Origin of the sequence: Pseudomonas spartinae (assembly GCF_965197125.1) — a bacterium.
GTDB lineage: Bacteria > Pseudomonadota > Gammaproteobacteria > Pseudomonadales > Pseudomonadaceae > Aquipseudomonas > Aquipseudomonas composti_A.
On sequence record NZ_CBDAMB010000004.1, the window covers coordinates 232,462 to 256,995 of the forward strand.

General features: G+C 63.0%; 21 protein-coding genes and 1 pseudogene. 11 read left to right on the forward strand and 11 right to left on the reverse strand.

The window, feature by feature from the left end; all coding sequences use genetic code 11:
• Window positions 1–158: 158 nt before the first annotated feature.
• Window positions 159–299 (forward strand): annotated as a pseudogene (locus tag ACN8M7_RS11810) (VOC family protein); the annotation flags it as partial.
• Between the two features lie 10 nt (window positions 300–309).
• Here the strand turns inward: ACN8M7_RS11810 and ACN8M7_RS11815 are convergent.
• Window positions 310–795: a hypothetical protein gene (locus ACN8M7_RS11815; RefSeq protein ID WP_490261018.1), complete on the reverse strand. Its 486-nt coding sequence runs from the start codon at window positions 793–795 to the stop codon at window positions 310–312.
• A gap of 157 nt (window positions 796–952) precedes the next feature.
• On the opposite strand from ACN8M7_RS11815, the gene ACN8M7_RS11820 reads away from it, so the two are divergent.
• Entirely contained in the window at window positions 953–1,654 is a 702-nt protein-coding gene (locus ACN8M7_RS11820) for a phytanoyl-CoA dioxygenase family protein (RefSeq protein WP_490260883.1), read from the forward strand.
• 8 nt (window positions 1,655–1,662) lie between these two features.
• Here the strand turns inward: ACN8M7_RS11820 and ACN8M7_RS11825 are convergent, their stop codons facing one another.
• The gene (locus ACN8M7_RS11825) at window positions 1,663–2,535 is read right to left on the reverse strand and encodes an AraC family transcriptional regulator (protein ID WP_490260884.1); all 873 of its coding nucleotides are present in this window, start codon (window positions 2,533–2,535) and stop codon (window positions 1,663–1,665) included.
• Between the two features lie 138 nt (window positions 2,536–2,673).
• Between ACN8M7_RS11825 and ACN8M7_RS11830 the strand changes: the two genes are divergently transcribed.
• Window positions 2,674–3,429, forward strand: coding sequence for an SDR family NAD(P)-dependent oxidoreductase (locus ACN8M7_RS11830; protein WP_490260885.1), 756 nt, complete (start codon window positions 2,674–2,676; stop codon window positions 3,427–3,429).
• A 66-nt stretch (window positions 3,430–3,495) separates the two neighbouring features.
• On the opposite strand, the gene ACN8M7_RS11835 is transcribed toward ACN8M7_RS11830, so the two are convergent.
• Window positions 3,496–4,383, reverse strand: coding sequence for a LysR family transcriptional regulator (locus ACN8M7_RS11835; protein WP_490260886.1), 888 nt, complete (start codon window positions 4,381–4,383; stop codon window positions 3,496–3,498).
• A gap of 94 nt (window positions 4,384–4,477) precedes the next feature.
• On the opposite strand from ACN8M7_RS11835, the gene ACN8M7_RS11840 reads away from it, so the two are divergent.
• Both ACN8M7_RS11840 and ACN8M7_RS11845 read left to right on the forward strand, forming a co-directional pair.
• Window positions 4,478–5,254 (forward strand): SDR family NAD(P)-dependent oxidoreductase, encoded by a 777-nt coding sequence (locus ACN8M7_RS11840; protein WP_490260887.1) that lies wholly within the window; start codon window positions 4,478–4,480, stop codon window positions 5,252–5,254.
• Window positions 5,251–6,024, forward strand: coding sequence for an SDR family NAD(P)-dependent oxidoreductase (locus tag ACN8M7_RS11845; RefSeq protein WP_490260888.1), 774 nt, complete (start codon window positions 5,251–5,253; stop codon window positions 6,022–6,024). Before ACN8M7_RS11840 ends, ACN8M7_RS11845 begins: the two co-directional genes overlap by 4 nt.
• Here the strand turns inward: ACN8M7_RS11845 and ACN8M7_RS11850 are convergent.
• Window positions 6,018–6,767, reverse strand: a complete 750-nt coding sequence (locus tag ACN8M7_RS11850) for a substrate-binding periplasmic protein (RefSeq protein ID WP_490260889.1) — start codon at window positions 6,765–6,767, stop codon at window positions 6,018–6,020. The genes ACN8M7_RS11845 and ACN8M7_RS11850 overlap by 7 nt on opposite strands.
• Window positions 6,768–6,931: 164 nt before the next feature.
• Between ACN8M7_RS11850 and ACN8M7_RS11855 the strand changes: the two genes are divergently transcribed.
• A complete protein-coding gene (locus ACN8M7_RS11855; protein WP_061237773.1) occupies window positions 6,932–7,369 on the forward strand; it encodes a MerR family transcriptional regulator in 438 nt (145 codons plus the stop codon).
• A gap of 105 nt (window positions 7,370–7,474) precedes the next feature.
• On the opposite strand, the gene ACN8M7_RS11860 is transcribed toward ACN8M7_RS11855, so the two are convergent.
• Complete coding sequence (locus ACN8M7_RS11860) at window positions 7,475–8,500, reverse strand: acetoacetate decarboxylase (ADC) (protein WP_490260890.1); 1,026 nt, start codon at window positions 8,498–8,500, stop codon at window positions 7,475–7,477.
• Window positions 8,501–8,728: 228 nt separating this feature from the next.
• Between ACN8M7_RS11860 and ACN8M7_RS11865 the strand changes: the two genes are divergently transcribed.
• The 5 genes from ACN8M7_RS11865 (at window position 8,729) to ACN8M7_RS11885 (ending at window position 17,663) form a co-directional block, all read left to right on the forward strand.
• Window positions 8,729–9,964, forward strand: a complete 1,236-nt coding sequence (locus tag ACN8M7_RS11865) for an NADH:flavin oxidoreductase/NADH oxidase family protein (protein ID WP_490260891.1) — start codon at window positions 8,729–8,731, stop codon at window positions 9,962–9,964.
• Between the two features lie 212 nt (window positions 9,965–10,176).
• Window positions 10,177–10,350 carry a hypothetical protein gene (locus ACN8M7_RS11870; RefSeq protein ID WP_197432131.1) on the forward strand — a complete coding sequence of 58 codons (174 nt, stop codon included), beginning with the start codon at window positions 10,177–10,179 and terminating at the stop codon, window positions 10,348–10,350.
• Window positions 10,351–10,560: 210 nt separating this feature from the next.
• A complete protein-coding gene (locus ACN8M7_RS11875; RefSeq protein ID WP_490260892.1) occupies window positions 10,561–12,261 on the forward strand; it encodes a putative bifunctional diguanylate cyclase/phosphodiesterase in 1,701 nt (566 codons plus the stop codon).
• A gap of 25 nt (window positions 12,262–12,286) precedes the next feature.
• Entirely contained in the window at window positions 12,287–16,729 is a 4,443-nt protein-coding gene (locus ACN8M7_RS11880) for a PAS domain-containing hybrid sensor histidine kinase/response regulator (protein WP_490260893.1), read from the forward strand.
• Between the two features lies 1 nt (window position 16,730).
• Entirely contained in the window at window positions 16,731–17,663 is a 933-nt protein-coding gene (locus tag ACN8M7_RS11885) for a diguanylate cyclase (protein ID WP_490260894.1), read from the forward strand.
• A 7-nt stretch (window positions 17,664–17,670) separates the two neighbouring features.
• Here ACN8M7_RS11885 and ACN8M7_RS11890 read toward each other — a convergent pair whose 3' ends face one another.
• The 6 genes from ACN8M7_RS11890 to ACN8M7_RS11915 form a co-directional block, all read right to left on the reverse strand.
• Window positions 17,671–19,704 carry a pyridoxamine 5'-phosphate oxidase family protein gene (locus ACN8M7_RS11890; RefSeq protein WP_490260895.1) on the reverse strand — a complete coding sequence of 678 codons (2,034 nt, stop codon included), beginning with the start codon at window positions 19,702–19,704 and terminating at the stop codon, window positions 17,671–17,673.
• A gap of 109 nt (window positions 19,705–19,813) precedes the next feature.
• Complete coding sequence (locus ACN8M7_RS11895; RefSeq protein WP_490260896.1) at window positions 19,814–20,440, reverse strand: glutathione S-transferase family protein; 627 nt, start codon at window positions 20,438–20,440, stop codon at window positions 19,814–19,816.
• Between the two features lie 142 nt (window positions 20,441–20,582).
• Window positions 20,583–21,473 carry a LysR family transcriptional regulator gene (locus tag ACN8M7_RS11900; protein WP_490260897.1) on the reverse strand — a complete coding sequence of 297 codons (891 nt, stop codon included), beginning with the start codon at window positions 21,471–21,473 and terminating at the stop codon, window positions 20,583–20,585.
• Window positions 21,470–22,393 carry a LysR family transcriptional regulator gene (locus ACN8M7_RS11905; RefSeq protein ID WP_490260898.1) on the reverse strand — a complete coding sequence of 308 codons (924 nt, stop codon included), beginning with the start codon at window positions 22,391–22,393 and terminating at the stop codon, window positions 21,470–21,472. The genes ACN8M7_RS11900 and ACN8M7_RS11905 overlap by 4 nt, the downstream gene beginning before the upstream one ends.
• A 63-nt stretch (window positions 22,394–22,456) precedes the next feature.
• Complete coding sequence (locus ACN8M7_RS11910) at window positions 22,457–23,077, reverse strand: LysE family translocator (protein ID WP_490260899.1); 621 nt, start codon at window positions 23,075–23,077, stop codon at window positions 22,457–22,459.
• 84 nt (window positions 23,078–23,161) lie between these two features.
• A complete protein-coding gene (locus ACN8M7_RS11915; RefSeq protein ID WP_061237762.1) occupies window positions 23,162–24,349 on the reverse strand; it encodes a thiolase family protein in 1,188 nt (395 codons plus the stop codon).
• Between the last annotated feature and the right edge of the window lie 185 nt (window positions 24,350–24,534).

Consider the following 24,534-nt stretch of genomic DNA (forward strand, 5'->3'; position numbering starts at 1 on the left):
TGATGAGCGAGACCTTGTGCTAACGCGCTAGGCACAAGCACGTATCCATTCTCATTGATGAGACAATAGCGAACAGACCACGGTTATGGCTTGAATGATCAAGCAGAAGCGTAACTAATCGTGGTCTGTCCCACATCTACGCGCTGGCAAATGGGGACATCTCCTGGCAGATCACCCCGCGCATCCTCAGCGCCGCCATCGCCAGCCCTGACCGCGCGGCAGCCAAGCGTGCCTTCGAGGCGATGATGACCATGAGCAAGATCGACATCGCGACGATCGAGGCGGCGCTGAAAGGTTGATCCGTGATCGTCAGGCGCGGACGTTCTTTTTCTGCAGGATCTCCGAGGCTTCGTTGTAGGCGCTCTGGAAGGCTTCGCTGCCGATCCAGGCCAGCGCGGTCTCTTCGTCCTCGTCATGGAAGATGGCGCGATAGACGATCAGCAGGCCCATCATGAAATCGGTCGCGGCCTCCTGCGATTCTTCTGCGACCACCAGTTCCAGCACCGGGTATTGCAGGAATACCAGGCACAGGGCGAGCAGGCTGATGCCTTCGCCGGCCTTCATGGCCTGGAACAGGTCGTCGAAATGCGCGGGGTCGAAGCCGTTTTCCTCGATGTCCTTGAAATCGAAGGTGGCGAGGTCGATCTCGACATCATCGAAGGGTTCGTTGATAAAGGGATTGGCCAGAATCGGGTGGACGACGTTGGCCTGTGGCTTGGGCTTGCCCATGCGGTTCTGCTTGGCCCTGGTCTTGGCCCGCTGGGCGCGCTTCTTCTGTTTGTCTGGAGAGGCCATGGGGGCGAATTCCTCGTTGGCTGCAGCCATGTTCATGGCCCGGAATGATCAGGCGCCCATTGTATGCAGTCTTGGCCAGGGCCTGCGGTTGAATTTTCTGGCCGAGAGCCGCGACCTTAATGAGTGGATTGACCGCTGCTGCCGTCAGGATGAATGGATGACAAGGACCTCGACAGTGCCCCAACAACTTCATCGAGAAGGCTACGCCCTGCTGCGCCAGGCGGTTCCTTCGGGCTGGCTGGATGAGCTGCGTTGCGCATTCGATGCCGGCGTCAAAGCCTCGGAGCAATGGCCCGTGCCGCGCGGCCCCGGTTGGCGCCACGCGCTGCTTGATCATGAGCCCAGGATTCAAGCCGTGTGCCGCTTGCCTCAGCTGCTGGCGGTGGTCGGTGAACTGATCGGCGAGCGTTTCTTCCTCGCCCAGGTGGAAGGCCGTGAACCCCTGGCAGATGGCGGCCACCAGCAACTGCACCGTGATCTCTCGATGCAGCGCCCAGGCGATATCGCCAACGTCATGGTCTACTTCGACGACTACGGCCCGGACAATGGCGCCACCCGCATCGTCCCCGGCAGCCACCGCCCACAACCGGGCGAGCCACCATTCGACTTCAACGACGAGTCGCGCTCCGTGCAACTTGCCGGTGCCGCGGGCGACATCCTGGTATTCGACGTCGACCTGGTACACGCCGGTAGCCGAAACCTAACCGGCCGACGTCGCCGTTCGATCCTGATCAGTTATTTCGCCGAGGCGCTGTACGAGTCACACCTGCAGACGCGGAACCTGCGGGGCATTCGCATGGATGCCAGCGAGCGCTTCGAACCCATGGACGGTAGCGACTCGTTGACCGGCGGGGCGTAACCGAGTGATTAACACGCGACACTCGCATCCCTGGCCGGGGGCAGGCCAAACAGGCGGCGGTATTCTCGACTGAACTGCGAGACGCTTTCGTACCCAACGGCGAATGCCGCACTGCTGGCAGTTACCCCCTCCCCCAGCATCAGCCGACGCGCTTCGATCAAACGCAGCTGCTTTTGAAATTGCAACGGCGTCAGCGACGTCTGGTTACGAAAGTGCTGATGGAAAGACGAGGTGCTCATGCCGGCCACAGAAGCCAGATATTCCACTGGCAGGGATCGGTTGAACTCGGTGCGCAGCACCTTCACCGCCCGCGCGATCCGTTGCGCATGGCCGTCCGGCCAGCCCAGACGGCTGATTGCCGAGCCGTGACGCCCAGCCAACAACCAGTAGTGCAGCTCACGCACCAGCGAAGCATGCAACACCGCTGCCGAAGCCGGTCGATCCAGCAAGCGCATCAGGCGCAGCGCAGCCTCGGCCACCTCGCTGTCGGTAGGCTCGATCCTGATCGGTGCCTCGTCCGCAATCGGAGCTGACTTCATTTGCTCCATCAACTCGGTCAGCAAGGCTGGATTCAGATCGATCACCAGCGAGATGTAAGGCTCTGCGGGACTCGCTTCGATGATCTGACTGACCGTCGGTACATCGGCGCTGATCAACAAGGAGTCACCCGCTCTGAAAGTGAACGTGCGTGCGCCCGTCATGACCTGCTTGCCGCCCTGTAGCACAAGGCAGGCAAGAGGCCGGGTGATCGCGTAGTCCAGCCCACTGGGCTGCTGCGTGCGGATGATGGTCAAGCCTGGAATGGGAGTTTGGGCAAGCCCATCGGGATCGGCATGTTGATCCAGATAGTCGCGAACGACCGCCAACAACGTCTTGCTCATCGTGGCTTCCTGAGGCTGGTAATGGGCACGTTGTTCACCCTTGGAGAAATAGGCAAAAAGCGTCGAGGTTTCGGTAAGGACGGGGTTACCCCACGGATCACACAATGAAATCCCCTTCACCAACCAGAGGTTTTTACCATGACCAAGATCGCCATCGTAACTGGCTCCAGCCGTGGCCTAGGCCGTAATACCGCCCTGAATATCGCTCGTCAGGGTCACGATGTCGTCGTCACGTATCACAGTCAGGCCGATGCCGCGCTGGCCGTGACAGCCGAAATCGAGGCGCTGGGGCGAAAGGCTGTTGCACTGCAACTCGATGCAGGCAATGTCAGCACATTCCCCGCTTTCGTGGAGCGCCTGCGCCAGGCGCTACGCGACACCTGGCAGCGCGACAGCTTCGATCATCTGGTCAATAACGCCGGACACGGGGACATGGCCTCGATTGCCGAAACCAACGAGGCGCAGTTCGATGCACTGGTGAACGTGCACTTCAAAGGGGTGTTCTTCCTCACCCAGGCGCTGCTGCCGCTCATGGCCGAGGGCGGTCGTATCGTCAATATCTCCTCCGGGCTGACACGTATCGCCTACCCGGGCTTTGCGGCCTACTCGGCAGTCAAAGGAGCGGTGGAAGTGCTGAGCATCTACCTGGCCAAGGAGCTGGGTAGCCGCGGTATCGCGGTCAATACCGTGGCGCCCGGCGCGATCGAGACGGACTTTCTAGGCGGTGCCGTACGCGACATGCCGGATCTGAATACGGTATTCGCAAATATGACGGCACTTGGTCGCGTTGGCGTGCCAGACGATATCGGCCCAATGATCGCCAGCCTGCTCGGTGAGCAGAATCGCTGGATCAATGCTCAGCGCATCGAAGTATCTGGCGGGCAGACGATCTGACCTCCAGGCGACACCTCATACGCCCCGGAAAGTGTTCGTATCGCTACGATCACTTGCCGGCCAGTTCTAGCTCCGAGGCGGCTGCGCCTTGATCCCCTCCCGTATCAGCTCAAGATAGCGCCGAGCCCCCAGACCAAGCGGCCGGCCGCTGTTCCAGAGGATGTCGACCCAGAGCCGCAACTGGCTGGCCATGTTGCCGAACTGCACCTCCTGCAAGCTGCCCGAGGCAATCAGCGCAGCGACCAGGGGCACCGGCAGGTACGCCCAACCCAGCCCTGCCTGCACCAGGTTCAGCGTGGCCAGGTGGCTATCGGTGAGCCACACCCGGTGCGAGAGGATCACCTGCGGATCCGTCGCCGAAGGCGAACCTGCGGCGACGACGATCTGCCGTGCATCGCTCATGCTCCGCTCATCCATTTCCTTCAGGTACTCCGGCACGGCCACCGCCACCAGCAACTGGCTACCGGCTTCAAGAAAGTGTTCGCGCTCATCGATGCCGGGACGCTCGAACACCAGCGCCAGATGGGCGCTGCCCTCGTGTATCAGGCGCACGGCCTCGGCCTGCGAGGCGGAACGCACCTCTATCTCCAGCATGGGAAATTCCTGCGCCAGGCCGATCAGTGGCTGGCTCCACATGCCGGTCTGCAGCTCCGGCGCCATGGCGATGACCAGGCGCCGTTCCAGCCCCTGATGCAGTTGCAGCGCCTGGGCATCCAGGCGGTTGAGCTGGCTGGCCACCTGGCGCGCCTGGGGCTCCAGCGCCAGCGCTGCCTCGGTCGGTAGCGCCTTGCGCGTGCTGCGGTCGAAGAGTTCCAGATCCAGTTCGGCTTCGAGCTGGGCAATTGCCATGCTCACGGCCGAAGGCACGCGCCCCAGCCGTCGAGCTGCGGCGGAAAACGAGCCCGCATCGAGCACGGCGAGAAAAACGCGCAGGGTTTCGCTGTTGAATGCCATGGTTGTTGTCAGTTTTTCTGATAACTATCGTCTTTGTTTATCAGATAAACCAACTTAGGTTCCACTTATCTGCAACAGCAAGAGGAACAACGTCATGGCTCACAACTGGAAAGATCAGGTCGCACTGGTCAGCGGCGCGGGTAGCGAACAGGGTATCGGCATGGCCATCGCCAGGCGTCTGGGCGCGGCCGGGGCGAAGCTGATCGTCACCGCCAGCAGCGCGCGCATCACCGAGCGTGTAGCCGAGTTGCGTGCCGAGGGCTTCGAGGCCGAGGGCCGGGCAGTCGATCTCACCGACGAAGCCGGCGTGCAGGCGTTCGCCATCTGGGCCGAAGGGCTGTGGGGGCACGTCGACATCCTGGTGAACAACGCCGGCATGACCATGCAGGGCAGCCCCGAGAAGCTCGAGGAGGTGTCCAGCATGAGCCTGGAGAACTGGAACCTGACGATCGCGCGCAACCTGACCACGGCCTTCCTGCTCACCCGCGCCGTGCTGCCGGGCATGCGCATGCGCGGCTACGGGCGCATCATCCATATCAGCTCCACCACTGGCACCAAGGCCGGCCACCCCGGCGAAGCGGCCTACAGCGCTGCCAAGGCCGGCATGGTGGGAATGAACATGGGCCTGGCGCTGGAAGTGGCCCGCCAGGGCATTACGGTCAACTCCGTGGCGCCGGGCTGGATCGCGACGGGCTCGAGCACGCCACATGAACAGCGCGCCGCCGCCTACGTACCGATCGGCCGCGCAGGCCGCCCCGAGGAGGTGGCGTCAGCCGTGGCCTTCCTCGCCTCCCCCGAAGCCAGCTACATCACCGGTGAAGTGCTGGTGGTGGATGGCGGCAACTGCCTGATCGAGGACAAGGCACCATGAGCGCCACGAGCGAGGTTCGCCCCGTCGTCCTGATCACCGGCGCCGCAGGGGGCGTGGGCAGTGCGCTGGTCGCACGCTTTCTGGCCGGTGGCTGGCTGGTGTTCGCCACCGATGCCAACGCCAGCGGCCTGGACGATCTGGCCCAGCGCCACGCAGTGGCCGGCAGTTTGCCGGCGGACATCCGCACAGCGGCGGCCTGCAATGCCGTGGTGAGCGCGGCAGTCAGGACATGCGCACGGCTCGATGCAGTGATCAACGCGGCCGGGGTATGGCGCGAAGGGCCGGTGGAAGACTTCAGCGAGGAGGATTTCGACCTGGTCCTGGACGTCAACCTCAAGGCCAGCTTCTTCATCTGCGCCGCCGCTATCCCACACTTGCGTGAAACGCGCGGCGCCATCGTCAATATCTCCAGCGATGCCGGGCGCCAGGGTAATCCGAATGCGGCCGCCTACTGCGCCAGCAAGGGCGGCCTCACCCTCTTCACCAAGGCGCTGGCACTGGACCTGGCGCCCTACGGCGTGCGCTGCAACGCCGTCTCGCCCGGCGACATCGAGACGCCGATGCTCAAGTTCCAGGCCGAGCGCTATGGCAATGGCGACCCGGCAGCCTACTACCGCGAGTTGCTGGGGAAATATCCGCAAGGTGAGCAGGCGCGCTTCATCCAGCCGGAGGAAGTGGCCGAGCTGGCGTTCTTCCTCTGCCAGCCCGGCGCCCGCTCGATCACCGGTGCCGACATGGCCATCGACCAGGGCGTTTCAGCCGGTCACTGATCGCCCCGCCGTTCGTAGCGATGCTGGATGCGCGCCAGCTCACCCGAACGGCGCAGCTGACTCAGGGCAGCGGCCCAGGCCGCGACCAGCTCATCGTCACAGTCGCGGCTGAAGGCGATGTACAACGAGGAACGGTAAAGCTCGATGGGCACCCGCCGGAGGGTGTCCGGGGCGATGTCCAACTGGCGGCTGTAGTAGGCCACACCTGCATCGGTATCGCCGACGATCACCTCGGTACGCCCGGCCAGGAGCATGCGATAGAGCTGGTAACTCTCGGCCGCACTCTTGTCGAGGTTCTTGAACCCCAGTGAATCGAGCGTTTTCGGCACCAGGCCTGCGTGGCGCGTGGTGATCTGCGGCGCGCGCATCAACTGCTCCAGGGACGTGATCGGCGCAGTCGAGCCGGCCAACTGATAGGGGTAGATAGACTCCTCCACGATTGGCCCGACCCATTTGTACAGCGGCTCGCGCTCGGGTGTGCGGAACATCGAGTACATGATGGTTCCGGGGTGATTCTGCAGCGCATAGGTGGCGCGCATGGTGGGCAACAGGGTGGTTTCGAAGTCATCCCCGGTAAGCGCCATGATGGCCCGCACGACCTCCGTCGACATACCGGTGAGGTGGCCGTTTTCCTCATAGTTGTAGGGCGCCCATTCTTCCGTGACGATCTGATAGGTCCCTGCCCTGGCCAAGGCGCCAGACAACGAGCACAGCAGCACTAGAAAGAGGATCGAAGGCTTCACGCATCGTGCCTGGCGATTCGGAGGTTCAGGCAATCATAGCCGCTGTCGTCTGCATCGCATTGTTGATCGGCTGAGAGCAAAAAAATCGTTGCACAGGCCGAGGCGAAGGTTAAAGTGCTGCTTCAACCTATGACTAGAGCAGCACCATAAAAGGCGCAATTGGCATGAAGATCGGCGAACTGGCGCAACGCACCGGCCTGGCGGCCTCGCGCATTCGTTTCTATGAAAGCATTGGCCTGCTCAAACTGGTGGAGCGTCAGGCCAACGGCTATCGCAGTTACCCGGAACAGGCCGTGATGGTGCTCAACCTGATCACCACCGCCCAGCAAGCCGGCTTCAGCCTGGATGAGCTGCGTACCCTGCTGCCGCAGGATCTGTCGCAGTGGCAACACGGCAAACTGCTCGACACCTTGCAGGCAAAGGTGAAAGACATCGAAGCGCTGGAGCAGCGCCTGGCCCAGAGCAAGACGCACCTGCTGGCACTGATCGACGAGATCGAAAGCAAGCCGGACGACCTCGACTGCGCCGCCAATGCCAAGCGGGTGCTAGCAAAGATGAACCTGGGCGAACCGAGCGGGCGACCCAAACGCGCGAAGAAATGAGCGACCGCTCGCCATACCGGCATCAGCGCCCAGCGAGCGGACTCTCGCGAAACGCCTGCACGGTGCAGCCAATACAGGCCTTGCCCTCCTCGGCTCGGCCCTTCGTCACTCCGGACTCGTCAGTTGCGCCAGTGGTTCTGGCGCATAGAGCGCGCTCTGGAAGTCCGGCACGTATTCGTACCTCATCATCTTGCCCAGCTTCAGCGACTCGATATAGGTCGAGAGGCTGCCAGCACCGAGCTTGAGATTCACCGCTTCCGCGTTCGAGCTGGAGGCATGGCTCATCTGCCGGGAAACGGCATAGCCGTAGGCAAGCTCACCATCGTGACCAATATTGGTGAAGCTGTTGGTCACCAACTCCGGTTCGCTGGAGACCTCAGCGAGCTTCTCCACCTCGAAGGTAACGTCGGGCTTGCCGGTTTCGCTGTCGGCGATTTCGAAGACGAGACGCTCGTCGGTTTCGCGGTAATCGATGGGCGCCAGCCACTTCGGCAGGTTGTAACCAACCACACCACGCACTCGCGCCAGTTCGGTGTTGACCGGCAACTTGAGCACGTACCCCCAGAAGTCCTTGGACAGCGATTGGCCAAGCAGACTGATGGGCCCCAGGTTGGCATTGCCAGGCTTGTTGGTGACGATGGACAGCGCGATCTCGTTGTAGCTGTCGTTATCGCAGTAGTGATAGGCATAGGCGGTGAAGGCAACCAGCCCCCTGCCCGGCCAGATTTGCAGTGGCTGCACCTGCTCCAGCACCGCGGCGGGCATCAGCTCGCGCAACCTGTCCAGGTCGGCGGTGAACACCGCCGTGACGCGCGTGTTGCGGTAGTAGAAGTTGGGTGAGTAAGACTCGAAGCCCATGTCTACCCTGGTTTTCTGCAGACCGCGAAACCAGCTGAGGTCGATGTCCGGCGCCTCGGCAGCGATGACCGCCAGCGGTGGATTGGAGTGATAGCGATCATAAAGCCCACCCGCCACCACAGGCACGGAATGGCCGGCAATATCGACCCTTGCAGTGGGCGCTTCAGCGTCCTGTGCCCATAGCGGCATTGCGGCGGCGTTGAGAATCACACCGACCAGAAGTGCAGTACGTTGGCGTTTCAGGCGTTTGGTAAGTTCGACCAGCTGTTTCATCGTTGTCATCCGCGTTGAGAAATTCATCTATGCCCATCGAAACGCTCTCCGAGGGGCAGACGCGGCAACCCTAAGGTTAAATATAACTTAAAGGTCAAGCAGCAGAATCGGCGCCCCACCCGAGGCGAAAAGGCGCGACGTGCGAGGGCGTATACGACGAAAACGACCATTGACATTAAAGTGAACTTTAAAGTTAAGGTCGCCACACCCCAAGCCGAGGAAGTGCCCATGACCCTGTTCGATCCCCTTGTCCTGCCCAACGGCTCGACCGTTCCCAATCGCATCGCCAAGGCGGCGATGGAAGAGAACATGGCCGATGCCGACCACGCCCCTTCCGAGCAGCTGATACGGCTCTACCAGGCCTGGGCTGAAGGTGGCGCGGGTCTGCTGATCAGCGGCAACGTGATGGTCGATAGCCGCGCCATGACCGGGCCCGGTGGCGTGGTGCTGGAAGATGACGCGCAGCTGGCCAGGTTCGAGCGCTGGGCGCGTATCGGCCGCGCCAAGGGTGCGCAGTTCTGGCTGCAGATCAATCATCCGGGCCGGCAGATGCAGTCCAACCTGGGCCAACCGACCTGGGCACCTTCGGCCGTAGCGCTGGAGCTGGGCAACCTGTCCAAGCGTTTCGCCACGCCGCAGGAAATGACCCCGGCGGTGATTCAGGAGGTGATCGAGCGCTTCGCCCGCACCGCGCGCCTGGGCGAGCAGGCCGGCTTCACCGGAGTGGAAATCCATGCCGCGCATGGCTACCTGCTCAGCCAGTTCCTCTCACCGTTGAGCAATCAGCGCAGCGATCAGTGGGGCGGCTCGCTGGAGAACCGTGCACGCCTGCTGCTGGAGATCGTCAAGGCGGTGCGCGCCGTGGTCTCGCCGGGCTTCGCCGTGGCGGTCAAGCTCAACTCGGCGGACTTCCAGCGCGGCGGCTTCAGCGCCGAGGATGCCCAGCAGGTAGTGCGCCTGCTCGACGGGCTGGGTGTGGACCTGGTCGAGTTGTCCGGCGGCAGCTACGAAGCGCCGGCCATGCAAGGCCAGGCCCGCGACGGCCGCACGTTGGCGCGCGAAGCCTACTTTCTGGAATTTGCCCGCGAGATCCGCGCCGTGGCGAGCATGCCGGTGATGGTCACCGGCGGCATCCGCCGTGCACCGGTGGCACAAGAGGTGCTGGCCAGCGGCATCGAGATGGTCGGTATCGGCACGGCCCTGGCCATTGACCCGAACCTGCCGCGCGACTGGCAGCTCGGCCTCGGCAGCGCCCCTCAGCTGCCGCCGATCACCTGGAACAACAAGGTGCTGGCTTCGTTGGCGAACATGGCGGTGGTGAAGTATCAGCTGCACAAGCTCAGCCAAGGTCGAGATAGCCAGCCCGGCGTATCCCCCTTGTGGGCGCTGGTGAAGCAGCAGGTGAAAGACCTCTTGCGCACTCGTCAGTACCGGCGCTGGATGGCGCAACGCGCAGCACGTTAAGCGTCCCTTCGTTCTCAGGGTTCGCCAATCGGCAGGCGGCGGCCTCGCCGCCAATGACTCCCGCTGCCTGGCCCGGAGACAACCGAAACGGCGTTTCGCTCGTTGCGCTGATGCAACAGTCCTTTGCCCAAACCACGGTTTAATTAGCTTGCTAACGAGGCGTATAAACGAAGTGCGACATATCGCCGCATCCGCATTTCGAGGAGACAAGCATGAACGTGATCGTGCATGAGCGTGACAACGAACATCTTTCCCGTGAAGCCCGTGCCATGGGAGTCGTGGTCTGGGACGTGATTCAGAATGGCGAGCTGGTGGGCATCTTCCCGAGCCAGGATGAAGCCAATGCCTACCGCCAGGCGCTGGAAGAAGCGCAACCACAAGGATGAAAGGAGGCTGTTGCCGTTTTCGATGAAACGGCAACAGCTTTAGCCAAACCGCAAAGACGTGCTGCGCCCAGGCCGGCATCGGCGGGGCTGAATAATCGGCCCCACAACCATCTATCAATGTTTCGACACAAAGGTACTCGAGGCGGCAGCCGCATTGGCGAAGCTGGGCTAGTCTCCCCACCGAGGAAATAGGATTTCCGGAGTACCTAAATGGCTGTAAACCGATTCGATCCCGCACCCGTGATTCTGATCGTCGACGATCAAGCCACTGACGTGCGAATTCTGCAGGAAGCCGTTGGCGAACTGGCACAGGTCCATATCGCCAATGATGGCAGCATGGCGCTCGAAGTGGCGCTTTTCTGCAGGCCCGACGTGATCCTGCTGGATATCGAAATGCCTGGCATGAGCGGCTTCGAGCTGTGCCGCCTGATAAAGGCCGACGCCAAGCTTTGCGATGCGGCGATTCTCTTCGTAACCGCCCATACCCGGACGGAAAACGAAATCCAGGCGCTGGAACATGGCGGCATCGATTTCATCCAGAAGCCACTGAGCATCCCGGTGGCCCGCGCCCATGTGCGGGCGCACCTCAATCTGCGCGCCGAAGCCAAACGCCTGGCCTACTTCGATGCGCTGACAGGCCTGCCCAACCGCATGCTACTGCGGGACCGCGCCGAACAGATGCTGCAGAAAGCGCGGCGCAGTGGCGCCCGCCTCGCCCTGCTGCTGCTCGATCTGGATAATTTCAAAGGCATCAACGACTCCCTGGGGCATTCCACCGGCGACCTGATTCTCAAGGAAGTCGGCCGACGCCTGAGCGAAACCTCACGCAACGTGGACACCGTCAGCCGCCAGGGTGGGGATGAGTTCGTGATTCTGCTGGCCGACATCCAGCGCTCGGAAGTGATCAGCGATTACGTGGAACGCCTGCTGGACGTCATCACCCTGCCGATGATCATCGGCGGGACCCGCTACGACCTCTCCGCCTGCGTCGGTGTAACGGTGTTCCCCGATGACGGTGACGATCTTGAGGCCCTCTACCGCCAGGCCGACGCCGCGATGTACCAGGCCAAACAGGAGGGGCGCAATCGCTACCGCTTCTTCTCGCAGAGCATCGAAAGCAATGCCCGCGCCCGCCACCTGCTCGAACGGCACATGCGCAGCGCCCTCGAGTCAGGCGTTTTCGAGGTGTTCTACCAACTGCGCTTTGACGTCAGCACACAGCAGAGCTGTGGCATGGAGGCGCTGATTCGCTGGCGACGCTCGGATGGAGAGCTGATTTCTCCCGCCGAATTCATTCCCCTTGCCGAAGAAACCGGCCTGATCGTTCCGATTGGCAAACAGGTGCTGCATCAGGCGTGCAGCGATGCCAAGACACTGCTCGACCAAGGCAAGCCACTGTGCGTGGGGGTCAATATTTCCGTCGTGCAGTTTCGCGAAGAGTCGTTTCTCGAGATGATCAGGAACGTGCTAGAGGAAACGGCCCTGCCGGCACAGCTACTCGAGCTGGAGATAACCGAAGGCGTGCTGGCCCGCGACATGAATCAGACCCGCAGCCTGCTCGACGAACTTCAACGCATGGGCGTACGTATCGCCATCGACGACTTCGGCACCGGCTATTCGAGCCTGTCCTACCTCAAGCGCTTGCCGATCGACGTATTGAAAATAGATCAAAGCTTCGTGCGCGACATGCTGACCGATCGCAGTGATGCTGCGATCATCGAAGCCATCGTACGCATGGGCCAGGCACTGGAACTGGAACTGGTCGCCGAAGGGGTGGAAAGCCAGGAACAGTCACAGCAACTGCTTGCCCTGGGCTGCAAGTTGATGCAGGGCTATTTCTACTGCCGGCCGATGCCCTTCGAACAACTGTGCAACGAACTGGGCCTGGCAGTCGCGCGTAAACTCAACTGATTGACGGATCAAAGAAGAGACAGCATTGAAACTCATCGTTCCGCTGACGTTCGTGACGGGCATTGCGATCACCACACTGCTGACCGGGTGGGTACAGCACAGCAACGAGAAACAGGCGCAGGAGGCGCTGATAAACGCCACCGAGCGCGTCGCCGACGTGGTGACCAAACGCGTTGAACTCTATCAGTACGGATTGCGTGGCGCTCGGGGCGCCGTGCTGGCTGGCGGCGCCAACGGCATCACCCGCGAACACTTCATCAGCTACAGCAAAACCCGCGACGTACCCCGTGAGTTTCCCGGTGCTCGAGGCTTCGGTTTCATACGGCGTGTGCCGATGGAGCATCAGGCGCAGTTCCTCGCGCAGGCGCGAGCAGATGGCATGCCTGACTTCGACATCCGACAGTTGCAGCCTCACGACGGCGAACGCTTCGTCATTCAGTACATCGAGCCGGTGGAGCAGAACCGCCAGGCCGTGGGCCTGGACATCGCATCGGAGAGCAATCGCCGAAACGCCGCCCTGGCCGCCCTGGCCAGTGGCGAGGTGCGCATAACCGGCCCCATCACGCTGGTGCAAGCCTCCGGCAGTCCACAGCAATCGTTCCTCATCTTGCTGCCGATCTATCGCGGCGCAGTGACGCCCGACAGCATCGACGAGCGCATGCGCAAAGGCATCGGCTGGAGCTATGCGCCGCTGCTGACCGGCGAGGTGTTGCAGGGCCTGCGCCTGGAAAAGGACGGCCTGCATCTGCAGCTGAACGACGTCACCGACGTCGATGCCCCAGTGACCTTCTACGGCAACGAGCCGGAGCAAGACGCAGTGACAAGCGTGGCGCGGTACTCCGTCTCGCGGCAGCTCTATGGCCGCCACTGGCAGGTCCAACTCGACGCAACCCCCCTGTTTCTTGAAAACCTGCGCCAGACTCCACCGCGCCTGGTAGCCCTGGCCGGCACCTTGCTCAGCCTGCTGGTCGCGACCCTGCTGGGGGTGGTTCTGGTGAGCCGGCAACGTCATCGCCAGATCCTTGCCGAACAGGCGCGCTCTGCTGCAATCGTCGACAGTTCCAGCGACGGCATCATCGGCCTGAGCCTGGATGGCACGGTGGTGAGCTGGAATCAGGGCGCCGAGCAGATCTTCGGTTTCACTGCGATAGAAGCGCTTGGTAAACCGCTGATCAACCTGACCGTGCCGGCGGAACTGGTGCAGGAAGAGCAGAACACGCTGCAAAAAGTCGCAGCGCGCAAGCCGGTGCTCAACTTCGACACCCGGCGCTGCTGCAAGGACGGCCGTATCGTCGATGTTTCGATTTCCGTGTCGCCGCTGTTCAACGCCCAGGGCACGCTGGTTGGCCTGTCAAAGACGGTTCGCGACATTTCCATTCAGAAGGAAGTGCAAGCCCGCATCCTGGAGCTCAATGCGAGCCTCGAAGAGCAGGTCAGCGAACGCACCCAGGAACTGCGTGAGCTCAATGTCCTGCTGAACAACGTGCTGCAGTCGGCTTCGGAGGTCTCGATCATCGCCACCGACCTCGAAGGCATGATTCGCGTGTTCAATCGCGGCGCCGAACGCTTGCTGGGCTACAGCGCTGAAGAGGTGGTCGGTGTGAGCACACCGGAGATCTTTCACCTGCGCGAAGAAGTCGAAGCACGTGGCCACGACCTCAGTCGTGAATATGGCGAGGTGATCGAAGGTTTCCGCGTATTCGTCCACAAGCCGGAGCACCACGGCGCCGATAGCCATGAGTGGACCTACGTGCGCAAGGACGGCTCGCGACTGACGGTGACCTTGCTGGTCACCGCCATGCGCGATGCCTCCGGGGAACTGGTCGGCTACCTTGGTATCGCCCTGGACCTGTCCGAGGAAGTGCGGCTGCGGCGCGAGGCGCTGGCAGCGCGGGACCAGTTGGCGATGGCGGCGGAAGTCGCCGAACTGGGCATCTGGTCATGGACCCCAGCCGACAATCAGCTGCGCTGGAACGAGCGCATGTTCGAGCTGTACGACTACCCAGCCGAGCTGGGCGAACAGGGCTTGAACTACCAACACTGGTTTACACGCGTCCATCCTGAAGATCACGACGCGCTGGAGGTCAACCTGCGCGATGCACTGTCGCGCGTGGCCAGCTTCGACACGGTGTTTCGCATCATCCGACCCGATGGCCAGATCCTGCACATACAGGCAGCCGCCTATACCGAGCACGACAGTGACGGTCAGCCGTTGAAAATGACCGGTATCAACCGCGATATCACCGCACAGCTGCAATTGGAATCGCGCCTGCGCCATGCCAAGGAGCAGGCTGATGCGGCCAGCGCAGCGAAGAGTGCGTTCCTGGCCAACATGAGCCATGAAATCCGCACGCCGATGAATGCCGTGCTCGGCATGCTGCAACTGGTTCAGGCCACCGCGCTCAATCCTCGCCAACTCGACTACGTGCTCAAGGCCCAGGGTGCGGCCCACTCACTGCTCGGGTTGCTCAACGATATCCTCGACTATTCGAAGATCGAGGCCGGAAAACTGCAGCTGGACCTGCACGATTTCGAATTGGAACCCCTACTCGGCGACCTGGCCGTGGTACTGGCCGGCAACCAGGGCGACAAGGACATCGAGGTGTTGTTCGACATCGACACGGCCCTGCCTGCCGTACTGCATGGCGACAGCCTGCGGCTGCAGCAGATCCTGATCAACCTCGCCGGCAATGCCCTCAAGTTCACCGAGTCGGGCCAGGTGGTGGTTGCCCTGCAGCAACTGCAGCGCGGCCCAAGCCAGGTTCGCTTGCGCATCAGCGTCAGCGATACCGGGATAGGCATCAGCGAAAACCAGTTGCAGCGCATCTTCGACGGCTTCACCCAGGCGGAGGCTTCGACCACCAGGCGATACGGCGGAACAGGCTTGGGCCTGGTGATCTGTAAGCGCCTGGTCGAACTCATGGGCGCAGAGCTGAAGGTCACCAGCACATTAGGCGCCGGTAGCTGTTTCTGGTTCGAGGTAGAGTTGGGGGCTGCCAGCGACAGCAGCCTGCTGCCCAAAGCCGGTGAGCCTTCGCCAGCGCTGCACCTGCTGATCGTCGACGACAACCCGGTGGCGCGGCAGTTACTGCAACAGACCGTACACAGCCTGGGCTGGCAGGCTGACCTGGCCAGCAGTGGCGAGCAGGCGCTGGCGTGCATCGGACAAGCCGAGGATACCTATGACCTGGTGCTGATGGACTGGCGCATGCCCGGCATGGATGGCCTGGAGGCTGCCCAGCGCTTGCGCGAGCAAGTGGCGGACAGTGAAGCGTTGCCTACCGTCATCATGATCACTGCTCATGGCCGAGAGATACTGGCCGATCGTTACGCTGACACCGATGCGCCATTTGCCGGGTTCCTCACCAAGCCGATTACGCCCAGGCAGCTGATGCAGGCTGTTCACAATGCACGCCATGGCGGCAGTGAAGTGGCAGCTGTTCAAGGCTACAAACCAGGCCAGCGACTCGCGGGCCTGAAACTGCTGGTGGTGGAAGACAACTCGCTCAATCGCCAGGTCGCCAGAGAGCTGCTGGCAGGCGAAGGAGCACAGGTCATGCTGGCCGAAGGAGGCATCGAAGGGGTGCAGATGGCACTCGGCGCAACGCCTGCGTTCGACGCCATCCTCATGGATATCCAGATGCCTGATATCGATGGCCTGGAGGCGACACGGCGCATTCGCCTGGATCCGGCGCACCAGGCGCAGCCGATTATCGCCATGACTGCCAACGCTTCCCACGCCGACCGCGAGCAGTGCCTGGCAGCCGGTATGAACGACCATGCCGGCAAACCCATCGATATCGACAAGCTGGTTGCCATTATTCGTCACTGGTGCGGTCTCGGAGCCACGCGCGGCGCCACTGACGCTGAAGTTGAAGCGGCGGTGGAAGACCGTGCAGCCATTCTCAGGCGCTTTGGCGACAACCTGACGCTGCTGCGCTCGATGCTGGAGATGTTTCCCGATGAACTGCGCCGGCAACTCGGTCAACTGCAAACCCAGGTAAACCAAGGCGACACGGTTGCGATGCTGAGGAGTCTGCATACGCTCAAAGGCAGCTCGGGCACCATGGGGGCTACGCAGCTTGCGGCGCGGCTTGCGCAACTGGAAGAGCAGTTCACCCTGAATCCCGCTGCCGCCTTCGAGGACAGCCGCTGGCTCGATGACCTGCGGCAAAAACTCGATGAAAGTTGTAACGCCGTTATGACCATGTTCACACCCGACACGGATAACGTGACGATTTCCCCCACTTCATCCGACGGAATATGGACTGATAGGCTCGAAGCGCTTACCGTGCAACTGGAACAGGGCAATCTGGAGGCTCTGGCATCGATGGAGCAGATCCTTGCACTGGTGCCGGAGCAGCAGCATGCGGCGTTCGAGGAACTGAGTTCGGCGGTCAATGCGCTGGATTTCGAACGTGCCAGAGAGTTGCTCCATGCATTACGACACTCTGTAACAGGGGATTGATTTGGAGCGCCTTAGACCCTACCTGCACGGACGCCCAAAACTGCTGATCGTCGATGACCAACCGCTGAATATCCGCATTCTGCACGAGCTCTTTCGCGCGGAATGCGACGTCTTCATGGCAACCCATGGCGAACAGGCTCTGTCGATGAGCCGCGAGCTGCAGCCGGACCTGATACTGCTCGACGTGATAATGTCGGACATCGATGGTCACGAAGTCTGCCGACGCCTCAAGGCCGATCCCGAGACCCGCGAGATTCCGGTGATATTCGTCACCGGCAAAAGCCATGACGATGACGAAACGGCCGGCTTCGAGCTGGGCGCAGTGGACTACATCCGCAAACCCTTCAGCGCAGTAGTGGTGCGTGCCCGGGTGATAAATCACCTCAAACTGAAACTGCAGAGCGATGTGCTACGTGAAATGGCCATGCTCGATGGCCTGACCGGCATTCCCAATCGCCGCAGCTTCGACGAACGTTTCCAGTCGAGCCGGGCACATGCCCTGCGCGAGCAGCGCCCGCTGTCGCTATTGATGATCGATGTCGACTATTTCAAGAAGTACAACGACCTCTACGGTCACCTGCGTGGCGACCAGTGTCTACGCGAGGTTGCGCAAACCCTGCATGCCAATGTACGCCGCCCTCATGACCTGGTGGCACGCTTTGGCGGCGAGGAGTTCGCCGTCCTGCTGCCGGATGCCGACGAAACCGGTGCCTTGAAGGTAGCCGAGCAGTTGCAGGACTTGATCGCGCAACTCGATATCGAACACAACGCCTCCGACGTATCGAACAGGGTCAGCCTGTCCATCGGCGCCGCGACCCGACTACCGTCCTCGACGGCGAGCCTGGAACAGCATCTGCACTGGGCCGATGAGCAGCTCTACCGGGCCAAGAGCGAAGGGCGTAACCGTACTTGCATCGAGACCTACGCGGCCTGAAGCCAGACTATAGATCCAGCTGCAAGGGCTCACCCGCTGCCGGCACCGCGCAGCAGATCAGCACACCACCATCGTCCGGCAGCTCGGCGGGCGGATTGGGGTAGTGCACCTGGCCACTGACCAGACGCGTCTTGCAAGTCCCGCAGGAACCGCCACGACAACTGAACTCAGGCGTCAGCCCGCGACGCTCGGCCAGCTCCAGCAGGCTGCCAGCATCCGGCGTCCAGCGCGCCTCCTTGGCCGAGGCGGTGAAGTACACCGGCACTGGCTCGCTCGCCGCTGGCGGCTGCACCAGGGGCACGCTCTGGCCATCGGTGTGACGCGTCAGTGTCGAGGGGCCGAACGCCTCGGCATGAATGCGAGCATCGGCGACGTTCAGATCGCGCAGGCCATCGTAGAGCGCCTGGGTAAAGGCGGCCGGGCCGCACAGGTAGAAATCGTAATCATCGAACGCCAGCGCCGCCTTGATCTGCGCCAGATCGATGCGCCCGTGCTGCTCGTAGTCACGCCCGAGCAGCGCGTCCTGCTCCGGTGCACTGAGAGCACGGCGAACCTGCAACAGGCCACCGGCACGTTGCACCAGCTCGCGCAATTCGGCCTGAAATGGCAGGTCACGCAGCGTCCGCGCGCCCTGAAAGAAATGGATTCGCCTGCCCCGCCCCAGCGCCACCTGTTCACGCAGCATCGACAGCAACGGTGTGATACCGACACCGGCACCGATCAGCACCAACGGCCGGAGGGAGTCGCTGTTCAGGGTGAAGCTGCCCAGCGGCGCGCGGACCTCCAGCACTGCGCCGACCTGAAGCTGTTCGTGCAGGTGCCGCGAGACCACGCCCTGGGCTTTGACGCTGATGCGCAGGTGACCGTCCGACGGCGCGCTGGACAGGCTGTAGGTACGCAGCAGGGTGTCGCCAGTGGCGGTGGTGATGCGAATGGGTAGGTGCTGACCAGCGGCGAAACGCGGCGCGGCGCCCTGCTCCGGCGCCAGCACCAACGAGCGGATATCGGCGCTTTCCTGCTGCAGGCTCTGCACGCGCCAGCGCTGCCACTGATTGCGCTGCTCGCGTTCGCGCAGGCGCACTTCGGTTTGCGCCCAGGTGCCGGTCATCAGGCTGGTCGGCGCATATTCCTCGAAAGTCCAGCGTAGCGAGGCCGCCGCCGGGCGCAGCACCACCTGCTCGACGTCGAAGGTCCACAGCCGCTCGGCGCCTTCGAAGGCCTTGATCAGCGGGCTGTCGAGAATGATTTCGGCGCGCCCGGCCAGTTGCAGCACGTCACCCGAGGTGAAGTCGACGAACAGCAGGCCCGCGCGCGGGTTGACGCTGAGATTACCCAGGGTGTTGAAGAACAGGTTGCCGGCGTAATCGGGAATGGTCAGGCGGTTGCCCTCCACCCGCACGAAGCCGGCGCGCCCGCCGCGGTGGGAAACGTCCACTGAGCGCAGGCCATCGTCGCGCTCGACGTAACTGGCGACGAAGAAGGTGTCGGCGCCGCGGATCATCTCGGCGCTACGTGCATCCAACTCGTTCGCCTCGATGCGCTCGGCACCACGCGCCTTCACGCGGCGGTACTGGCGCAGCTGGATATATTGCGGGCAGTTGCCGAAGGAGTGCTCCACGGCGACGTCCAGGCGCTGCGCCGACGCCAGGCGGATCTGCCCGTTGATGCGATTGCGCCGCCGCGTATGCAACTCGATGCCGAGCAGGCCAATGGCCTCGCCAGCGCCCAGGCCGGACGACGCCGGGTCGAGCGGATCAAGCGCCATGGCAGCGAGGTCGAACGACAGCAGGCGCGGATCGGGCGAGGTGACGAAACCTTCCTCGCCCTCGATCAGGGTGGCCCAGGGCTGGCCGGCAGCATCCACGGCGCCGGCGATCATGAACGGCAGTTGCTGATAGAACGCGCGATGCTGATCCGGCATGTAGTCGCGGATCACCTTCTGCCCGAGCACGTCCATACGTTCGGCGACACCGACCTTTGCCTGCAGTTGTTTCTCACCGGAGTGCCAGGGCGACTGCCGGTGGCTGGGAAGCTGTTGCATGCTGCGCCCTCCTTCCGAGGTGCTGCCGGTGTACCCGGCAGCGGCTGTAGCACACCTCTAAAAACGTAGGCGATGGCAACGCAGGTAGTTTTTAGAGGTGCCCTGTGGGTCAGGCCTGCAGACCGGCTGCAGTACGCGGCATCGGCACGAAACCCGGCAGGGCTTCGATGCGCGCCAGCCAGGCGCGGATGTTCGGATAGGGTTCCAGCGCGACATTGCCCTCCGGCGCATGGGCGATGTAGGAGTAGTTGGCGACGTCGGCGATGCTCGGCTTGTCGCCGGTCAGGAACGGGGTTTCGCTCAGCTCGCCCTCCATCACGGTGAACAGCGCATGGGCGCGGTTGATCACTTCTTCAGGATTGAACGAGGCGCCGAACACGGTGACCAGCCGAGCAGCAGCGGGGCCGAAAGCCACCAGCCCAGCGGCGACCGACAACCAGCGCTGCACACGGGCAGCCGCAGCCGGCTCCTGCGGCAGCCAGTCGTCATTGCCGTAGCGCTTGGCCAGGTAGACGAGGATGGCGTTGGAGTCGCTGACGATGATGCCGCCATCATCGATCACCGGCACCTGACCGAAGGGGTTGAGGGCCAGGAACTCCGGCGTCTTGTGCTCGCCCTTGGCCAGATCGACGAAGATCAGCTCGGCGGGCAACTGCAGCAGCGAAAGCATCAGCTCGGCACGGTGGGCGTGGCCGGAACGGGGAAAGTTGTACAGCTTGATGGCGGGACGGGACATGGCGATGACTCCTTGAAAGTGGGGCTGGTCACCGCGAGACGGCTGGTCTTCGCGACGATGGGGCCATGTTCAACCCATCCACTCTCGATAAGAATCACCACAAATAACAATCCACTATTTCACTTTCTGCAACTCTCTAACTTCAAGCCTGAAACGCCGGATGGGCACGCAGTCGTGGCACGGTAAAGTCGAGAAAGCTGCGTATCCGTGCCGCCGCCCGGCGCCCTTCGCGGTAGTACAACTGTACCGGCACGGGAGCTGCGGCGAAGTTCTCCAATACCGCCAGCAACTGCCCACTCTGCAACTCCTGATAGGCCTCGTAGCTCAGGCAGCGGGTCACGCCAAAACCGGCGAGTGCCGCGCGGATCGCGGCCTGCGGCGTGCTGCAGGTCAACCGCGGCGTGAGCTTCACCACAGTGTCCGCAAAACGCCATTCCCCGGCATGACCGGTCGACGAGCAGCCGATGGTGCGGTGCACCTGCAAGGCCTGCGGGGTGGTGGGCCAACCCCAGCGCTCCAGGTAGGCCGGTGCCGCACACACCAGCGGCCGCGCCCATCCCAGCGGCACGGCGAAACCGGATGAACTGGGCAGGTGGCCGACTACCACAGCCAGGTCGATGCCCTCCTCCAGCAACCTGGGCGACTCGTCTCGCGCCAGGGTAGCCAGGCTCACCTCGGGAAACGCCGCCAGGTAGTCGACGGCGATGGGGGTCAGCACCTGATGCGTCATCAACAACGGCAGGGCCAGGTTGAGCTGGCCGACAGGGCTGGCGTGCAAGCCCATTACCGACTGCTCGGCCTGCTCGACCCGTTGCAGAATGCGCTCGCAGCTTTCGGCGAAAGTCGCACCCGCGGCGCTCAAACTCACGCCACGCGGCCCGCGTAGCAGCAGGGTACAGTCCAGACGCTGCTCCAGCGCAGCGACGGTACGCATCACCGTGGCTTGTGACAGTTGCAGCGCCCTGGCGGCGGCTGCCAGGCTGCCCGCCTGAGCCACGGCAAGCAGCACCTGCATTTCGCGATAGGGACTCATGCGGCGGGCGCTGCGCCAGCTGCACGCAGCGCCGGATCGGCGCGAAAGCTGGCAACACAATGGTCGACGAAGGTGCGCACCTTGGCCGAAACCTGGCGGCCGCCCTGATGGATGATGTGCACCGGCAGGGCCGGCGGCTCGAACGCCTCCAGTACCAGCTCGATCTCGCCGCGCGCCACCGCCGCGGCCACCTGGTAGGACAGCACGCGGGTATAGCCCCAGCCCAGGCGCGCAACGCTGATCGCCGCCTGGTTGGAGCTGACGGTGAAGCGCGGCTGCGGTACGAAACCGAACGGGCCGTCCGGACCGATGAATTGCCAGTGCGAAAGCAGGCTGCTGGCGTTGGACAGGACGATCGGTGCGTCACGCAGCTCATCCGGGTGACTCGGCCGGCCGACACGATCGAGATACGCCGGAGCAGCACACAGCACCTGGCGGACCTGGCCAACCTGCAACGCCGGGTGATCGCCCTCGGGCAACGAGCCGATGCGCACGGCAACGTCGATGCCCTCCTCCATCATGTTCACCACGCGGTCGACCAGCAGCGCATTGATCTCCACGTCGGGGTGAGCATCGAGGTACTGGGCGATGCGCGGGATCAGGAACAGCTCGCCGAACATCAGCGGCGCCGTCACCGTCAGCCGGCCACGTGGGCGTACGCTGCCACCGGCAGCCAGCTCTTCGGCCTCTTCCAGCTCCAGCAGGATGCGCCGGCAGTCCTCGACATAGCGCTGGCCGGCCTCGGTCAGACGCAGGCTGCGGGTATTGCGCGCCAGCAACAGCGTGCCGAGACGCGCCTCCAGCGCGGCGACGGCGCGGGTCACGCTGGGCGGCGAAATGCCCAGCAGCTTGGCGCCGCCAGCAAAGCTCTCGGCTTCGGTCACCGCCAGCAGCACCCTCATTTCCTGAAACCGATCCATCGTCACCGCCTGTTAGCCCGTTGCATCGGCACAGAGTAACCCAAGCCGAAACGGCGCCAGGCTTCAGCGCCGGCTGAGTGCCAGGCGCGCAGCGAACAGGACGAAGATCAGCCCGGTGCTGCGATCCATCCAGCTGACCACCTTCTCGCGCCGCAACCAGCGGCCGAGCGGTCGGGTCGCACCAATCAGCAGCAGTGCCCAGATCAGGCTGAGCGCCACGTGAATGCCCACCAGGGCGAATGTCCAGAGCACCAGCGGTTGCCCCTGCGGAATGAACTGGGGCAGGAAGGAAACGTAGAAGATCCCCACCTTGGGGTTGAGCACATTGCCCAGCAGACCACGCAGAAACCAGTTGGCGCCGGGCGTGCCGCCCGCTTGCACAGGCGCCAGTGATTTACGCGGGCGCAGCAACATCTTCAGCCCGAGCCAGGCCAGGTAAGCCGCGCCGCAATACTTGAGGAGGTTGTAGCCGAATTCGGAAACCGCCAGCAGCGCGCCGAGGCCGAAGGCCACCGCCGCGCCCCAGAGCAGACAGCCAGCGTTGATGCCGAGGGCGGCGCGCAGCGCCTGCTGCCTGCCCTCCACCGCAGCGGTACGCAGCACCAGCGCCGTGTCGATCCCGGGCGTCAGGGTCAGCAAGGTGGCCGCCAGAGTGAAGGCGATCAGGTGTTCGGCAAAGGGCATCGGCGGGCGCTCCGTGCGTAGGGCAGAGCGCGAGTATAAACAGCGCATCGCTGGCCGCGGTGGGGCCAGCGATGCCTACGTCGTTTAGCCGCGATAGGCCTCGAACAGGCCGCTGGCGCCCATGCCGCCACCCACGCACATGGTGACGATGCCGTAGCGCATTTCACGACGCTGCAGCTCACGCACCAGGTGGCCAACCTGACGCGAACCGGTCATGCCGAAGGGATGGCCGATGGAGATCGAGCCGCCGTTGAGGTTGTATTTCTCGTTGTCGATCCCGAGCGTGTCGCGGCAGTACAGGCACTGCGAGGCAAAGGCCTCGTTGAGCTCCCACAGGTCGATGTCGGCCACGTTCAGGCCCTTGGCCTTGAGCAGCTTGGGCACCGAGAACACCGGGCCGATGCCCATTTCGTCCGGCTCGCAACCGGCCACGGTGAAGCCACGGAAATAGGCCTTGGGTGTCAGGCCCAGTTCCAGCGCTTTTTCCAGACTCATCACCAGGGTCATGGAAGCACCATCGGACAGCTGCGAGGCGTTGCCGGCCGTCACGCTACCGGCCGGGTCGAACGCCGGTTGCAGTTTGGCCAGGGACTCCAGGGTGGTGTCCGGGCGGTTGCAGTCATCGGCCTCGACCACGCCGTCGACGATCTTCTTCTCGCCAGTGGCCTTGTCTTCGACCTGATACTTCACCGTCATCGGCACGATTTCGTCAGCGAACAGACCTTCGGCCTGAGCCCGCGCGGTGCGCTGCTGGCTCTGCAGGGCATAGGCGTCCTGCGCCTCGCGGCTGATGCCATAGCGGTTGGCGACGATCTCGGCGGTCTTGCCCATGGGGTAGTAGATGCCGGGGTTTTCCTGCTGCAGCAGCGGGTTGAATAGGTTGTCCATGTTCATGCTTTTCAGGGTCATGGTGATGGACTCGACGCCGCCGGCGACGATGATCTCGCTGCAGCCGGAGGCCACCTGGTTGGCAGCGATGGCGATGGCCTGCAGGCCCGAGGAGCAGAAGCGGTTGAGGGTCATGCCCGCCACCGGGTTGCCCAGGCGCGAGAGCACGGCGACGTTGCGGCCGATGTTCATGCCCTGCGCGCCCTCGTTGGAGCCGGCACCGACGATGCAGTCATCGACCAGCTTCGGGTCGATACCGTTGCGCACCAGCAGCGCATCGACGCAATGGGCGGCCATGTCATCCGGCCGGGTCATATTGAACTTGCCGCGGAAGGACTTGGCCAGGCCAGTCCGTACGCTGTCGACGATCACCACTTCACGCATGACGCACCTCGTTGTTATTGGATGGCGAATGACGTGAAGATAAATCCAGCCGATCCCTGGGCGCGACCATCATTGATCAGGCGTATACGGGTCGATGCCAGCGCGTAGCCCGGATGCAATCCGGGGCTTTGGGATCGACACAAAAGCATCGCGGCTGAAGCCGCTCCTACAGGAAGATGTCCATC

Coding starts and splice junctions, on each gene's coding strand:
- ACN8M7_RS11820 (WP_490260883.1), top strand. CDS start 953: ATGACAAGGACCTCGACAGTGCCCCAACAACTTCATCGAGAAGGCTAC.
- ACN8M7_RS11865 (WP_490260891.1), top strand. CDS start 8,729: ATGACCCTGTTCGATCCCCTTGTCCTGCCCAACGGCTCGACCGTTCCC.
- ACN8M7_RS11835 (WP_490260886.1), bottom strand. CDS start 4,383: ATGGCATTCAACAGCGAAACCCTGCGCGTTTTTCTCGCCGTGCTCGAT.
- ACN8M7_RS11905 (WP_490260898.1), bottom strand. CDS start 22,393: ATGGATCGGTTTCAGGAAATGAGGGTGCTGCTGGCGGTGACCGAAGCC.
- ACN8M7_RS11845 (WP_490260888.1), top strand. CDS start 5,251: ATGAGCGCCACGAGCGAGGTTCGCCCCGTCGTCCTGATCACCGGCGCC.
- ACN8M7_RS11855 (WP_061237773.1), top strand. CDS start 6,932: ATGAAGATCGGCGAACTGGCGCAACGCACCGGCCTGGCGGCCTCGCGC.
- ACN8M7_RS11875 (WP_490260892.1), top strand. CDS start 10,561: ATGGCTGTAAACCGATTCGATCCCGCACCCGTGATTCTGATCGTCGAC.
- ACN8M7_RS11915 (WP_061237762.1), bottom strand. CDS start 24,349: ATGCGTGAAGTGGTGATCGTCGACAGCGTACGGACTGGCCTGGCCAAG.
- ACN8M7_RS11890 (WP_490260895.1), bottom strand. CDS start 19,704: ATGCAACAGCTTCCCAGCCACCGGCAGTCGCCCTGGCACTCCGGTGAG.
- ACN8M7_RS11815 (WP_490261018.1), bottom strand. CDS start 795: ATGGCCTCTCCAGACAAACAGAAGAAGCGCGCCCAGCGGGCCAAGACC.
- ACN8M7_RS11825 (WP_490260884.1), bottom strand. CDS start 2,535: ATGAGCAAGACGTTGTTGGCGGTCGTTCGCGACTATCTGGATCAACAT.
- ACN8M7_RS11840 (WP_490260887.1), top strand. CDS start 4,478: ATGGCTCACAACTGGAAAGATCAGGTCGCACTGGTCAGCGGCGCGGGT.
- ACN8M7_RS11860 (WP_490260890.1), bottom strand. CDS start 8,500: ATGAAACAGCTGGTCGAACTTACCAAACGCCTGAAACGCCAACGTACT.
- ACN8M7_RS11870 (WP_197432131.1), top strand. CDS start 10,177: ATGAACGTGATCGTGCATGAGCGTGACAACGAACATCTTTCCCGTGAA.
- ACN8M7_RS11900 (WP_490260897.1), bottom strand. CDS start 21,473: ATGAGTCCCTATCGCGAAATGCAGGTGCTGCTTGCCGTGGCTCAGGCG.
- ACN8M7_RS11910 (WP_490260899.1), bottom strand. CDS start 23,077: ATGCCCTTTGCCGAACACCTGATCGCCTTCACTCTGGCGGCCACCTTG.
- ACN8M7_RS11895 (WP_490260896.1), bottom strand. CDS start 20,440: ATGTCCCGTCCCGCCATCAAGCTGTACAACTTTCCCCGTTCCGGCCAC.
- ACN8M7_RS11830 (WP_490260885.1), top strand. CDS start 2,674: ATGACCAAGATCGCCATCGTAACTGGCTCCAGCCGTGGCCTAGGCCGT.